At 34.7% G+C, this 15,773-nt stretch carries 11 protein-coding genes; 2 read left to right on the top strand and 9 right to left on the bottom strand.

Annotation, left to right across the window (positions count from 1 at the left end):
* Positions 1 to 8 precede the first annotated feature (8 nt).
* Entirely contained in the window at positions 9 to 1,055 is a 1,047-nt protein-coding gene (locus BUC31_RS00750; RefSeq protein WP_073240465.1) for a sugar kinase, read from the bottom strand.
* A 149-nt stretch (positions 1,056 to 1,204) separates the two neighbouring features.
* Here BUC31_RS00750 and BUC31_RS00745 point away from each other — a divergent pair, with 149 nt between their 5' ends.
* Entirely contained in the window at positions 1,205 to 2,221 is a 1,017-nt protein-coding gene (locus tag BUC31_RS00745; RefSeq protein WP_073240464.1) for a LacI family DNA-binding transcriptional regulator, read from the top strand.
* A gap of 57 nt (positions 2,222 to 2,278) precedes the next feature.
* Here BUC31_RS00745 and BUC31_RS00740 read toward each other — a convergent pair whose 3' ends face one another.
* From BUC31_RS00740 to BUC31_RS00720, 5 genes are all read right to left on the bottom strand, one after another.
* Entirely contained in the window at positions 2,279 to 3,040 is a 762-nt protein-coding gene (locus BUC31_RS00740; protein WP_073240463.1) for an SDR family NAD(P)-dependent oxidoreductase, read from the bottom strand.
* Between the two features lie 24 nt (positions 3,041 to 3,064).
* Complete coding sequence (locus tag BUC31_RS00735) at positions 3,065 to 4,372, bottom strand: MFS transporter (RefSeq protein ID WP_073240462.1); 1,308 nt, start codon at positions 4,370 to 4,372, stop codon at positions 3,065 to 3,067.
* Between the two features lie 110 nt (positions 4,373 to 4,482).
* Complete coding sequence (locus BUC31_RS00730; protein ID WP_073240461.1) at positions 4,483 to 5,184, bottom strand: FadR/GntR family transcriptional regulator; 702 nt, start codon at positions 5,182 to 5,184, stop codon at positions 4,483 to 4,485.
* Positions 5,185 to 5,457: 273 nt separating this feature from the next.
* Positions 5,458 to 7,053 (bottom strand): RagB/SusD family nutrient uptake outer membrane protein, encoded by a 1,596-nt coding sequence (locus BUC31_RS00725; protein WP_073240460.1) that lies wholly within the window; start codon positions 7,051 to 7,053, stop codon positions 5,458 to 5,460.
* 25 nt (positions 7,054 to 7,078) lie between these two features.
* A complete protein-coding gene (locus tag BUC31_RS00720; RefSeq protein WP_073240459.1) occupies positions 7,079 to 10,078 on the bottom strand; it encodes a SusC/RagA family TonB-linked outer membrane protein in 3,000 nt (999 codons plus the stop codon).
* Between the two features lie 613 nt (positions 10,079 to 10,691).
* Between BUC31_RS00720 and BUC31_RS00715 the strand changes: the two genes are divergently transcribed.
* Entirely contained in the window at positions 10,692 to 11,786 is a 1,095-nt protein-coding gene (locus BUC31_RS00715) for a type I phosphomannose isomerase catalytic subunit (protein ID WP_073240458.1), read from the top strand.
* Between the two features lie 2 nt (positions 11,787 to 11,788).
* Here BUC31_RS00715 and BUC31_RS00710 read toward each other — a convergent pair whose 3' ends face one another.
* From BUC31_RS00710 to BUC31_RS00700, 3 genes are all read right to left on the bottom strand, one after another.
* Positions 11,789 to 13,039, bottom strand: coding sequence for an Nramp family divalent metal transporter (locus BUC31_RS00710; protein WP_084134917.1), 1,251 nt, complete (start codon positions 13,037 to 13,039; stop codon positions 11,789 to 11,791).
* Positions 13,040 to 13,145: 106 nt separating this feature from the next.
* Positions 13,146 to 13,520 carry a cupin domain-containing protein gene (locus BUC31_RS00705; RefSeq protein ID WP_036156630.1) on the bottom strand — a complete coding sequence of 125 codons (375 nt, stop codon included), beginning with the start codon at positions 13,518 to 13,520 and terminating at the stop codon, positions 13,146 to 13,148.
* Positions 13,521 to 13,539: 19 nt separating this feature from the next.
* Positions 13,540 to 15,768, bottom strand: a complete 2,229-nt coding sequence (locus tag BUC31_RS00700; protein ID WP_073240457.1) for an alginate lyase family protein — start codon at positions 15,766 to 15,768, stop codon at positions 13,540 to 13,542.
* Positions 15,769 to 15,773 lie beyond the last annotated feature (5 nt).

Genomic DNA, 15,773 nt, shown 5'->3' with positions numbered 1-15,773 from the left:
TTTTCTAATTATCTAGCAACTCTACCAGAAGCATCACCACCCATTAGTTTCTCTACTTCAGAAACTGTTACCAGGTTGGCATCACCTTTAATAGTATGCTTTAAGCATGATGCAGCTACAGCAAAATCAAGTGCATTCTGATCATCTTCTGGGTATTTCAATAATCCGTAGATTAAACCACCCATGAAAGAATCTCCACCACCAACACGGTCAACGATATCTGTAATTTGGTATTGACGCGTTTCGTACATTTTAGAACCATCCCATAATACACCTGCCCATGTGTTATGCGATGCAGAAATAGAACCTCTTAAAGTTGTAATTACCTTTTTAGCTTTAGGGAATTTTTTCATCATCTGCTTACATACAGATAAGAATGCTTCCGCTTTTACATCAGCACCATCTTTATGAACGTCAAGTCCTTCTGGGTGAATGCCAAAGTGCTTTTCAGCATCTTCTTCGTTTCCTAAGATAACATCACAATATTCAGTTAAGCCAGACATGATTTTTTCTCTATGTGCATCATCACAGAATGTCCAAAGTTTAGCTCTATAATTTAAATCGGTAGAAATAGTAATTCCTTTTGCACTAGCAGCTTTTACAGCTTCTAAACAAACATCTGCAGCTCCTTGAGAAATTGCAGGTGTAATACCCGTCCAATGAAACCATTCTACACCTTCAAAAACGGCATCCCAATCGATCATGCCAGATTCAATTTCAGCAATAGCAGAATGTGCTCTATCGTATACTACTTTACTACCTCTAGATACTGCACCAGTTTCTAAGAAATAGATACCTAAACGATCGCCACCATAAACAATTTTATCTACACCAACACCTCTTTTACGCATTTCCATCATTGCACATTCACCAATATCATTCTTAGGTAAACGTGTTACGAAATCTACAGGAACGCCATAATTAGCTAAAGAAACAGCTACGTTAGATTCGCCACCACCGTAAATAGCATCAAATCTATTTGCTTGTGAAAATCTCAAAAATCCTTCTGGAGCTAAGCGAAGCATTATTTCGCCGAATGTTACTACTTTTTTCATGTGAATATTAAGTTTAATATATACTGATTTATCGTTTGTTTAATCGATTAACCACTTTGGGTAAAAAATAACCAAAACAGACAATTTTTGTTTAAGTTAATTAAAGTCTTACTTTTGGTTAATCGATTAAACAAATATATACAAAGTAATTGAATAAAAAAAGAACAACTTTAAAAGACATTGCAAATGTTTTAGGTATTTCAGCTGCAGCTGTTTCCAAAGCTTTAAATGATGATGCGCGTATAAGTGTAAAAACAAAAAAAGCTGTAAAGCAAGTTGCTAAAGAGTTGAACTATCAACCTAATCATTTGGCAAGTGCGCTAAGAAAAGGGAAAAGCAAATTAGTGGGCGTTATAGTACCTAGAACTAATAGCCATTTCTTCTCTTCTGTGGTTGAGAGTATGGAGGGCGTTCTTAATAAAGCCGGTTACAATATTATAATAACGCAGTCTAACGAATCATTTAAAAAAGAGTGTAATAATATAGATACACTTCTATATTTACAGGTAGATGGTATCATTGCATCGATGGCTAATGAAACTGTTGATCTTTCATATTATGAAAAAATAAAATCTAATGGAATTCCATTAATTCTGTTTGATAGGGGAGAGAATGATTTGAATGTTGATTATGTAGGTATTAATGATTATGCTAGTAGTCATATGATAATAGAGCATTTAGTAGCTCAAGGTTGTAAACGTATTGCCCATATAGGCGGATACCGTAGAACTCGAATATTTAATAACAGAATACGTGGTTATATAGATGCTATAAAAAAACACGATTTACCTCATGATGATGAGTTATTAATAGAAAGCAGCTTAACATTGGAAGATGGCAGACAACAAATTGAAAAATTATTGTCTTTAAAAAATAGACCTGATGCCGTTTATGTGGCAAGTGATTATGCTGCGTTGGGTGCTTTACAAGTTTTAAAGGAGAAAAACATCAAAGTGCCTGAAGAGATAAAATTGGTAGGTTTTGGAAATGAACCGTTTACTTCTTTGGTTACGCCTTCTATCACCAGTATTAGTCAGCATAGTTATAAAATAGGGAAACTAGCGGCAGATACTTTTTTAAGTTATGTTGAAAAAGATGCGGTGAAACAATCTCTGAATAAAATCATATTAGATTCAGAACTGATCATACGTGATTCGTCTAAATAGAAAAAGCGTTATTGTAATCTTACAATAACGCTTTTTTTTATAAATAATTTTTACTTCTTAGATACCTAAAGCTTGTCCACCACCAATTTGGATAGTTTCTGCAGTAATGAAAGCTGCATCTTTACCTGCAAGGAAAGAAACAACACCTGCAACATCACCAGGTTGACCTAATCTACCTAACATAATATTATTTGCCCATGAAGCAAAAACTTCTGGTTTGGTAGCTTTGATCTGTGCGTGGAAAGGAGTATCGATAGTACCAGGAGATACTGCATTTACTCTAATACCATATTCAGCAAGATCTTTTGCTAAAGCTCTAGTTATTGCATTAACACCTGCTTTTGAAGTACCGTAGATACCAGCACCTGGTCCACCAGCTGTCCAAGCTGCGTTAGATGTATAGTTGATTATAGATGGGTGCTCACCTTTTTTAAGGTAAGGGATAGCTGCTCTTGAAGCAAAGAAAGTTGAATCAAGGTTCAATGCCATTACTGATCTGTAAAATTCAGTAGTCATTTCTTCGAAACGAGATCTACCACCTAATCCACCTGCATTGTTTACAAGGGTGTCAATTTTACCATACTTGTCACCAATAGCTTTGATGTTTTTAGTTACTGCTTCTTCATTGGTAACATCAAACCCTAAGTACTCAGCAGTAATACCTTCTGCAGTAAGTTCTTTGATTCTTTGTGCACCAGCTGCGTCATCTATTCCATTCAAGATTACTGTAAATCCGTCTTGTCCTAATCTTTTGGCAACTTCAAAACCGATTCCACCAGTTGCTCCTGTAATTACTGCTACTTTTCCTTCTGTACTCATGTTATGATTTATTTTAATCTATTCTTAATTCAGTTTATTTTCATTTAACGGCTCAATTTTACCGCATAATAACCAGATACTTGCTAAAGCAATAATTGCCATTGTTGCACCTATAACAAATGCAGGTGTGTAATTACCACCAGAAGTTAACCAAGGCACTAAATAAATTAATGCGGCAGCTGTTAACTTAGCAGCCATTCCTGCTATACCTGATAAAGTTCCTATTGTTTTTCCTCCAAAAAAATCACTTGGTAAAGTTTGAACATTGCCAATTGCGGTTTGAAAACCAAATAATATTAGCGCCATAATTAGTACGGCTCCGGTAGGTCCACCTGGGTTAGCCATTGCTAACAAACTTGGTAACATAATTAAGCAACCTATCGTGATTATTATTTTTCTAGTTTTATCGACAGTCCATCCTGCCTTTAATCGATTCTGAGCAAAAAGTCCGCCGAACCAAGCACCTAGCATAGCGCCTACATATGGTACCCATCCATAAATACCAATAGTTTTTACGTCCATACCGTAAACCTCATTTAGATATATAGGAATCCATACAACAAAAAGCCACCAAATAGGATCGATAGCCGCTGAGGCAATGATTACGCCCCAACTTTGTTTATGCTTTAAAAGTTTGGAAGTGTCTGGGTTATACCCTTCGTCTGGAGTACCATCGTTATCTATATCTTGGTTTTTTTGACCTGTTAAGATATAGTTTCGTTCTTCATCAGAAATCCAAGGATGATTTTTTGGTGGAGCTTTTACTAATATTAACCATGGTATTAACCATAATAACCCTAGAATACCAACGATAACGAATATCATCTGCCAACTAAAATAAACGGTCATAAATGCGATAGCTGGTATTGCAATAATACCGCCGATAGCAGCGCCAGAGTTAAATAAACCCTGAGCAAATGCACGTTCTTCTGTGGGAAACCATTCTGCGTTAGCTTTTGCAGCTCCCGGCCAGTTACCAGCTTCGGCGATTCCTAAAATTGTTCTAAAAAATCCAAAACTTAAAACACCTTGAGCTAGTGCATGAAGTGCGGTCGCAATAGACCAAACACCAATTGAAATAGCAAAACCAATTCGGGTGCCGACCCAGTCTAAAATTTTACCAAAAATGGCTTGTCCGAAAGCATAAGCGAACATGAAAACAACTGAAATAGTGGCAAAGATTTCTTTACGTTCATCATTTGAGCTTTCTGGGAATAAATCTTCTGCAATATCAGGCCAAAGAACTCCGATAGACTGACGATCAATATAATTGATAATAGTAGCTATTGCAATCAAAGCAATAACCCACCATCTTAATCCTTTAATTTTCATAATTCTGTTCTTTTTTGGTTATGGCTTGTTGATGAAATTAATTGGTCTTTATTATCTAAATGACCTTTTGTTTTCAATTGTTGGTTAATAGAGATACTATCGTTTGTCTCTTATATGTTATAACAGTATTTATACAATTCAACAAAATGATTTTTCATCATTTGTTTTGCTTTCTGTGTATTTTGTTCTTTTATAGCATCAAAAATATCTTGATGCTCTTTAAGTCTTTTTTCACTCTGGTTTTTATCGCAGACGTGATATTTTTCAAAATTGTTAATGATCTCTGGCGTAATAATCAACATCATTCTATTAATGGTACTGTTGCCGCATGCTTGAGCAATTGCTAAATGAAAAAGTAAATCTTCTTGAACAGCGTCTTCATTATTCAATACTTTTTCTTTGAAAGCGTCTAATGCCAATTCCATTGATTTTAAATCGTCATCAGTTCTTCTTTTTGCTGCTAGTCTAACTGTTTTTAGTTCTAACAGAATTCTTGTCTCAACCAGTGATTTAAAATCAGGGTCTTCTAATCCAAGAATATCATCCATCATACCGTTCATGGCTACTTGCCCAATATCGGCTACGAATGTTCCACTTTGTGGTTTCGATTTTAAAATACCGTAGAATTCTAGTTTTTGAATTGCTTCACGAACATTACTTCTACTAACTTCAAATCTTTCAGAGAGCATACGCTCAGAGGGTAATTTGTCGCCTGGTTCAAGATTCTTGTTATTTATTAAATCTCTAATATTGGAAATTATAACGTTGTGCAGTTCTTTGTGTTCATTTTTTGTAAAAATTTCTAGCTTCATAATTCACATTTCTTTACTGAAATAAATTGGTTAACCAGATTGGTTTATCAAATTTATGAAAATAACTGTGTTATCAAATTTTTCAAGACCTTAATATTAAGAACTTCACTAAAAATATTGATTATGAAAGATTGCTGACCCGCTTAACAAGCCAGCAATCTTAAAAAAACTAACTCAAACAACTTTCTTTATACAATGCTTTAATTTTTAATATCTATATATTCTATAAGCTAATTCATGAGTTTACAGATAGTAAAAATTAAAGCTTATGACTTAATACCCTGGGTTTTGTGTTAGGTTAGGGTTTATTATTATTTCAGATTGAGGAATTGGGAATAAGTAATCTTTGGCAGGGTCAAAAGATTTTGGACCAGGTCCAACTCCAGATTCCGTTGAAACTTCAGACTCTAGGCCATCAGGTCCAAAAACATCATTTCCTAATTTTCTTCTAGCAATATCGTACCATCTTTTCATTTCGTAAGCAAATTCTAACCTACGCTCATCTAAGATTCTAGTTCTAAAATCATCTTGAGAAAGTCCAGAAAAATCTGCAGGAACTGTACTAGGAGCAATTGTTACTTCAGCACCATTTGCCCAAGAAACACCACCAGCTCTAGATCTTTCCATTACTCTGTTTACCCACATTTCAGCATCAGAAGTTTGCCCTAATTCATTTGCTGCTTCAGCACCAATCATTAATACCTCTGCATAACGCATCATCATATAGTTAGAGTGTGATGATCTACCATTACCATCTTGTTGAGGTAATTTACTTGCCATACGAGTGTATTTACCAACATGTGGTCTATTTACAGCTCTACCATCAGCATCTGTAAAATTTGTATAAGGCACAACTGCATCACCTTGAACAGCAGTAGCATCGAAAGTAACTACTTTTCTGTAATCTAAATCATCCCAAGAAGTGAATACTTTAAGGGCAGGAACCTCTACAGACCATCCGCCTCCCATATCATATTGGTCATCTGATCTAATACCGGTAAATGCTACTTGGTAATCTCTACCTTGATCGCCGTCAGAAACACCTGTAAAATCTAAAACAAAGATTGGTTCTAAAGACTGGTCTATTTTAATAGCATCGTATAAGTCTTGAAAATTTGGCTCTAAACCTAAGTTATAAGTTCCTTCGTTATTTATGATTTCTTTTGCTTCATCATAAGATTTTTGCCATTCTTCTAATGTTAAATACACCAATGCTAAGTAAGCGCTAGCTGCTGATTTAGCAGGTATAGCTCTTGAAGATTGAGTGTTTGGTAAATTAGCTTTAGCAAACTCGAAATCAGCAATAATATTTTCATATACAGTAGCGGCAGGTGTTCTTTCTGCAACTGCAGCTTCAGACAATATTGTTGTATCATCTAAATAAGGGATGTCACCAAATTGTCTTACTAAATGAAAATAAGCAAATGCTCTTGCAAAACGAGCTCTAGCTATTACTTCGTTTCTATCTGCTTCATCAACATCAGTTAATGATAAACCAGATTTTATTGCTTCGTTAGCTGCACCAATTATTTGATATACTTTTGGCCAGTATACGTTAGAACCACCAGCAATAAGTCCGTTATCTGCTTGAACGGTAAAGTTATCATGGTCAATTCTTTCTTGAGCACCTGTTCTACCGATAGCCATCATGTCGCTACGAAACATAAGTGCCTGAGTCATTTCTCTAGACATAAAGTTTCTATGTACCATATGTGCGTAAGAACCAGCAACGAAACCTTCAACTTCTGTTAAGCTTAAGGCGCTGAAATAACTATCAGGACTTAATTCTGTAATTGAATCTTCTTCTAAATCTGAGCATCCTACGATTGTTAATCCAATCAATAAGAATAAATATTTATATGTTTTCATTATATATATGTTTTTAAATTATTGATTAAAATTTCAGGTTAAGGGCAAAGTTTACAGATCTAACAGTTGGGTAATTACCAAAATCATGACCTTGAACTACGTTACCAGAACCTGTACTTCCACCACCGCTACCAAAGTAACTTACTTCAGGATCTAAACCTGAATAGTTAGTAAAAGTCAATAAGTTTTGTGCACTTACCGAAATTCTTAGATTATCCATTCCTAATTTTTCAACAATATCAATTGGGAAAGTGTAACCTAAAGCAATATTTTTTAATCTGATATAGCTACCATCTTCAACAAACCTAGAAGAGATTTCTCTATCTCTAATTTTGTTAGAAGGTATATTGGAGTCTGTGTTAGTTGGAGACCAAGCATTGAACGCTTCAGATATTGTATTAGAATCTCCATTAAATAACTGTACGTTGGTAAGGTTTAAGATGTCGCCACCTTGAGAACCTTGAAAGAAGATATTTAAATCTAAGTTTTTATATCTAAAGTTGTTAGTGAAACCAAATGTGAAATCAGGATTTGGATCACCCATAATAGTTTGATCACCTGTATCTATTTCGCCACTACCATCTACATCTCTGAACAAAGGATCACCTGCTTCTGAGAAACCACCTTTAAGTGCTGTACCTGCTGGTAAATCTCCACCTTGGTAAACGCCTTGGTAATCAAGACCCCAGAATAAGCCGATAGCTTCACCTTCTCTTAAGATATATGTGTCTTTTCCAGAGAAATAACCAGGAGCTGCGCTGTCAATGATATCACCATTGTTTAGTGCTATAACTTCATTTTTATTAGTAGCTATGTTAAAATCTGTAGTCCAGCTAAAGTTTTCTTTACTGATGTTTCTAGTACTTAAAGTAACTTCAAAACCTTTATTGTTGATTTCTCCAACATTAGAGAACACTTCTAAATCAACAGCACCACTATAAGCAGGTGAAGTTGCTGTTTCTAATAAAAGATCTTTCGTATCAATGTTATAGTAATCAAGAGAAAGAGAAATTTTATTGCTTAATAAGCCTAAATCAACCCCAATGTTTGTTTGGTAAGAAGATTCCCATTTTAAATCTGGGTTAGCTTCTTGGGCAACAGATACAGAAGGAGCTGTTTCAATAGCAGTTGCAGGTGTTACTGCCAATTCTGCTAAAGATTGGTAAGGAGAAATTGCTTGGTTACCAGTTACACCGTAACTAGCTCTTAACTTTAAGTTAGAAATAGTTTCGCTATTTTTCAAGAAGTCTTCATTTGAAACTTTCCAGCCAATAGCACCAGAAGGGAAAATAGCGTACTTTTCGTTTTCTGCGAAGTTAGATGCACCATCACGTCTTACCGTTGCAGTCAATAAATATTTATCATCGTAATCATAGTTCAATCTACCAAATTGTGATTGAATTTCAGATTCTGAAAAAGATGAAGTAACCCTACGTGTTTGAACTTCACCAGCCGCTAAATTGTAAAATAAGAAATCATCAGAAAGAAGTTCTTGCGTAAGTGCAGAGAATCTAATTGTATTAGTTTTTTGGTAAGAGTAACCTCCTAATAAAGTTAAATTACCTTTTCCTATTTCAGCATTATAGGTTAAATAGTTTTCACTTAAAAGGTTTGTTGTTCTTCTATTTGCTAAGCTTGCAAAACCTGTTGAAAGTTGAAAAGTTTGTGGCTTAAAAGAACCAACAGTTTCATTAAGCGTACTGTAACCAAATGTTGTTTTAAAAGCAAGGTTATCTAAAATGTCATAATTCGCATAGAAATTTGTTCTATATCTATCGACTTTAGTTTCGTTCACCAATTCATTTGCAATAGCCCATGGGTTTTCAACACCATCACCAACAGAGTTTTGAGTGAAATTACCATCTTCATCATATATACCTCTATCTGGAGCAAATCTAAATGCTAATGAAATAACATCATCACCACCACCATTAGCAGTTTCACCAGTTGATTGTGTAAGTACACCATTTTTAGTATCTCTACTACCAAAAAGATTCATACCTAATTTTAACTTGTCAGTTACCTGAGCATCAATATTAGATAAGAAAGTCATTTTTTCGAAATCAGAATTGGTAACAATACCTTCTTGCTTGAAATAGTTTGCGGAAGCATAGAAATTAATGTTTTCGCTACCACCAGAGAAAGAAAATTGGTGGTTAGCTGTGCTACCTGTTTTGTAAATAACATCTTGCCAGTCAGTATTTGCTGGCCCTTGCTCGTAAGCAGGGTTTATAATTTGTTGGTATCTAGCAAATTCATCTGCATTTAATAAATCTAATCTGTTAGCAGTACTTTGAACAGAATAAGCAGTGTTTACTTCAACAGAAATTTTACCGGTTCTACCTTTTTTAGTAGTAACCAATACAACACCACCAGAACCTCTAGAACCGTAAATAGCGGTTGCAGAAGCATCTTTTAATACTTCAATAGATTCAATATCATTTGGTTGTGGCATTGTTGCACCAACGAAACCATCAACAACTACTAATGGACCGCTACTTGCACCAATAGAAGTATTACCTCTTACTCTAATAGCGATTGGGGCACCTGGCTCACCACCATTGTTAGATTGAACAACAACACCTGCTGCACGACCTTGAAGTGCTTGTTCTGCACTTGCTAAAGGAAATGCATTTAATTCCTCAGATTTAACTGAAGAAACAGAACCTGTAATGTCACTTTTTTTCTGAGAACCGTAACCTACTACAACAACCTCTTCAAGTTGACTTGCATCTTCGGCAAGAACAACGTTTAAAGTTTGTTGACCTGTAATGTTAACTGCTTTAGTAGCGTATCCTATTGAAGAAAACTCTAAAACATCTCCGTTAGAAACTGTGATAGAGAAATTACCGTCAAAATCTGTAGAAGTACCTGTAGTTGTATTTTGTATAACAACATTTGCACCTGGTACTGGCATACTTGTCTCATCTGTTACCGTACCGGTCAAGTTATAACCGTCTTGTGCGAATAATGATATGTTGAATAACAACATCATCACTAATCCTAATTTTGTTTTTAAATTCATTTGTAGTCTTGTTATGTTAATTTAAGTTCGACTAATTAAAGTCTGATTAAAGCATTCTAAAATGAAAATTGAGTTTTGTTTCATTTTTAGTCTGTTACACTTTGTAATTCTTTTATTTAAAAGTTTGCGTAAACAGTTTAATAATATTCTTATCTGATAATTAAGATGTTTTTAGTAAATGTTTTAATTTGTTTTTTGTCATTGAGTTTAAATTAAAATTAAGTTCGATAATAATTTGAGTAAAATATTATTTTGGTTTTCCAAACTGGTTATCCAATTTGGTTTACCAAATATATGTTATTTATTCGTTAAAAAAAGAGAAATATACATTTTAACAACTTTGAGCTTAGTAAATTTTTTGAATTCCTCTTTTAAGTACTATGAATATTGAGGATATGGTATTTTGTTAACAAATGAAGTGTTTTTTAAAATGGAATTTTTTAAGCTATTTAGAGCATTTTTTTTGTCAAAATTCATATATAAATTGCTAGATTTGAACGGTTTTCCTCTCTAAATTTTCAAAAAGTCATTTGGTTTTATATTAAAATTAATGAATTCAACATTTTGATTTTCATTGATTTCTATGATTTTTAATGAACATTAATACATTATTATGAATACTGATTTTGAGCAATACGCGTATATACCTTTAAAACAATTTTCTAACAGAGTATGGCGAACTTATGAAGGTGGAGCACTAATTGATAAATGGAAAAAAGATACGCCAGAACTAGATGGTAGCATGCCAGAAGAATGGATTATGTCTACCGTAACTGCAAGAGGGAACGGCAGACCAGAAAACGAAGGGCTCTCTCTTGTTGAAACTCCGTCTGGTACGCATTCCTTAAAAGAATTAGTGGCATCTAACAAAGAATTATATCTAGGTAAAGCATTAGCTGAAAAATTTGGCACTACAGGGGTCTTGATTAAAATGCTCGATTCTAAAGAAAGATTAACGATACAGGTGCACCCAGATAAAGATTATGCAAAGACGATGTTGAATTCCGCTTTTGGTAAAACTGAGTCATGGTACGTTTTAAATAAGAGGGAAATAAATGGCGAGAAAAGTGTCATTTATATGGGCTTTAAAGAAGGTGTTACAAGAGCTCAATGGGAAACACTTTTTGCGAATCAAGATATTGAGGGAATGCTTAACAGTCTGCATAAGATAGAAGTTAACCCAGGTGATGCTTATATGATTTATGGGGGTGTGCCACACGCCATTGGTAGTGGTTGCTTTTTAATGGAAGTTCAAGAACCTACAGATTATACCATGCGGGTAGAAAAGGTTACTCCCGCAGGATTAACAATTTCTGATGAATTAATACACCAAGGGGTAGGGGAGCAAAATATGCTAGATTGTTTTCATTATGATGGTTGTACTTATGAAGAGGCATTAAAAAGATGGAAGGTGTCGCCTAAAACTATAAATTCATCTGATACACATACATTGAATACGATTTTCAATGAAACACATACCGATTGTTTTGGTCTAAGTGAATTAGATTTAAATGGGTCACATACCATTAAGGCAAATGGGAGCTTTTTTGTAGCTGTTATTTACTTTGGTGAAGGCACTATAGTATGTGGTGGTAAAGAATATAGCTTTGCCCAAGGTGATGAAATATTCTTTTCTGCAGCAATAGAAGAAGTTGAATTTAAGTCTACTATAGAATCGAAGATATTATTGTGTTATCCTCCTAAGTAAGCTTATATAAAATCAATAAATCCGTTTAATGCAACGTAAAGCATATAGCAATTGAAAATAAAAGTTGCGCCTAAGGCTAAATTCATCCCTATACCTACTTTGTACTCTTTCATGATACTCTCTTTATTTAAGAGGATAATTAGAAAGAGTGTAATCAATGGCATTACAAACGGACTTAATGCTTGTGAAGCAATTAATATCCAAACTGGTTTTCCTCCTAGAATAGGGACTATTAAACCAGACAGTGCTACCAAAACAACAATTAGTTTGTACAGTGGTTTTTTCATGTCGCGTTCTGTACCTGTGTAATCAGCAACTAACCAAGGGAATAATAATAGGTTGGGAAAGATGGATGACAAACCCGCACCGATAATACCTAATGTAAATAGGGTAAGGGCGAAATCTCCTGCCCATGGTCCTAAAGCATGCATCATATCTGTAGCGTCTTCAACAGGGGCGCCTTTAAAGTATAATGTACCCGTTGCGCTGATCATTATGGCAAGACTTATAAAAAAGGTCATAACCATTGAAGACATTGCATCTTTGTTTTCAGTTTTTAAATCTTTTAAGCCCCAGTTTTGTTCTTGAACGAGAATACTTCTTGACGCTAAACAAACACCAGCCATTGTAGTACCTACTATACCGGCAATTACCAATCCGTTATTATCTCCCTTAGGCAATTCTGGAAAAAATTCGGTAATAGAAGTGCCCGCTTCTTTAACCACCATAAAGCTGGTAATTATAAAAGCTAGAGCCATAAAGCCAACCATAATACTCATGGCTTTTATGAAATTTTCGTGTTTGCCAGTCCAAAAAAGTCCGATAAGTAATGCAATAAAAAAGATGGAAACTACAGGTTTGTTAAGAAATGAAATAGAAGTTTTTACTGAAATCCACTCCATTGTAACTTCGGCTACTACGCCCATAACGCCAATGCATGATGAAACTATAGAGACGAGTAATGCAGTAATAATAAAAATGGTGAGTGGTTTACCGAATGCCTTTTTGAAATTGAACATTAGGGTATTTCCAGAAACAATGGTCAATTTACTAATAGACACCAATAAGAAGTAGGTGAAAAAACAAGAGAGTAATAGAGCCCATGAAAGACTAAGACCATATTTAGCACCTGAGACAACCATTGAGGTAACGCTACCAGTACCTACAACATAACCAATAATAAAAAATGCTGGACCAAAATCTTTGAGACGTTTTTTGAATTTTCCTGAGAAGGACATATTTTCTGTTGTCATAAGTATTGGTTCAGCATTTAGAATGTTATTATAAAATTACTTTTAGTAATTTTTAAAAATTAAATCTGTCTATATCAGCTAATAAAAGCTTCAGTCAGATTATACTTTATTCCTTATCTCCGAAATAAGATGGACCCACACCACTTAAGAAATCTTCTCTCACCGGGCTAAAAGTGTCAATAAGTTCACCTTCTTCAAGGCAAACAGCACTATGTAATAAGTTTGGCTCAATGTAAACTCCGTCTCCAGCTTCTACTATTTGCTTCTCACCGTCAATTACAAATTCAAATTTACCTGAAACACAGTAAGTAGCTTGTGTATGAAAGTGTTGGTGAGGTGCACCTAATGCTCCTTTGTCGAATTTTACTCTTACCATCATAATTTGGTTGTCATACCCCAAGAATTTTCTTGATACTCCGCCGCCAAGTACTTCCCATTCCATGTCTTTTGTGATGACATATTTTTCACTGAATCTTTTCATAATTTTTGTTCTTTAATTTTTATTTAAAATAATAAGAACCAGACCACTCATAGTTCTTATCGTTAATTTTTAATGTATGTGTAGCTTCTTTTGAAGCATTTGTATTTGCAATAATAAATAGTTTGGTAGTGCCTTTTACTGTAGTTATTGAAATAGCAGTGTAATCTGCAGTGTCTAAAACTATTTTTAATGCTGAAATAGAACTATTAGAATTAACAGCAGATTCTGAAACTGGGCTATAGCTACCGTGTGCTTCGATCGCTGAAACAAAAAGTGTGTTTTGAGTATCTTTTCTACGGATAATAAAACCAGCCTCTCTCCTCAAATTAAATAGAGGGTCATTGGCGCCTATTCGTACAAACCTTAGCTCATCTTCTTTTGATGTTGCAGATGTTAAGGTGTAGAACTTCCCTTTATCTAACCAGCTTAATTTAGTGTTTTCTTCTGTTGTACTTCCACAGCCTTCTGACCATAAATGTTGATACCCGTTATCAGAACCTAAAGGCTCAAGAGTTTTTGGAACTTCATATTCAAAATTTGTGTTCAATACTTGACCCATAAAATAAAAGGGCAAATCGTACTGATTTGTACTATCAGACTTAACGCTTAAAATATCAAGCATGAAAGGCTTTTCAAATGCATCATCTTTAATAATAGCCATTGTTCTGTGCATCTTTGTTCCAGGATAGGCATTAGTTTCTATTGCACTTACTATTTGAACATCGGCATTAGAATCATCAAAAAGATACAGATTTGGATGGTGTTTGCTACCAATATCAAATTTGCCTTGGTAGTGAGATTTCTCGTTCTGCACAAGGGTATTGTGGGCTATCGTTTGTTTCGCCCAAGTTTTATTTTCCTTTAAATAATTACCGCCTCCTTTTTGTTCAATATTTACAAAACGAGCTAATCCGTAATCTTGCAGTACTTCATTGCCATTTTCGTAGAAGGAGTATGATAATTTATCATAGTGACCATGACTTGACCCTTGTGCGGCATATTTAAAAACAAGTTCTAAATCATCGCTTCGTAAAATACCGACACCACCTTGTTTTCCGTTAGGTCCGTCAGATAAATTAATTGATTTTTTATCAAAAGGTTTTGCTTTTCCATTTTTCACTCCAAGGGCAACTGCCAATCCAGAATCGTCTAACAATACTTTATTTTGCTTTTCTGCGATACTTAGCAATCCGGGGTCTTGGTTTCCGAAATAATAAGAAATATCTACAGCGGTAACCAAAGCATCATTGTAATAAGACATTCCTTTTTGACCATCGTTTAGGGGAAAGAAATCTCCATCTGCATCAGATAAATTTAAAAGGGCATTGATTGATTTTAAAAGTACTCCGTCTTTATATTCAAAAATTTTCAATTCTGGTTTTACATTGTGTAATCCTTCCGCAAAAATCAAGAATGGATACATCGCATAACGCTGGTAGTATGGACCTTCATTATAATACCCATCAGGAGAAAAAGGTTCTTCTATGTTTGCTAAAAATCCGGCTTTACCTTCTTTATTAATAAATCCGCCGTCATCGTCTTTTGCAGTTTTATCCATCTCTAAATCTGGAATACCGTATAAAGCGCGATCAATTAATTCTTTGTCATTCATTACTAAACCGATCATTCCAACAGCTGCATTACCCCATGTGCTATGGTTGTGTACTCTTTGGTAGAATTGCGGACTATCAACTGAAATGTGATCTGCGAATGGTCTAAAAAGATTTTTTTCTAGCTTTTTTCTTTCGGCTGCACTTAGGTAATTATACACACAATCGTAAGCCTGGCTCACGTAAACCAACCAGTTAGAATCGTTTAAACATTGCCAAAACAATTTGCCTCGAGCATAAGATCTTGTTTTTGGGTGCAGAGGTAATGTTTTATAAATTCCTTCGTATTGCATAAGCATGTCTTTTACATACTTCGCATACTTTTCATCGTCTAATATTTGATATAAAACACCAGCCTGTTGCATTACGATCATGTTGCGTTTATGACGAACATGCGTATAGCCACCAGAATAATCTTTTGGTATAGGTGTGTCAATACCCAAAGCAATTTCAGCATCAATCTCTGCTTTTAACTTTTTTAACGAGGCATCAAATAAAGGTACAGAACCTAATTCTGCTCTAATTTTTTCAACCCCTTCTTTGGTGAGAATAAGGCTAGGGTGTTCTTGTGCAGCTGCGCTTAACGTTATTAAAATAGCGCAAATAAAAACGTGTACTGTTTTTAAGTATTTGATCATGTTTG

This window comes from Maribacter aquivivus (assembly GCF_900142175.1).
Taxonomy (GTDB): Bacteria; Bacteroidota; Bacteroidia; order Flavobacteriales; family Flavobacteriaceae; genus Maribacter; species Maribacter aquivivus.
This window is presented reverse-complemented; position numbering and strand designations above follow the sequence as displayed.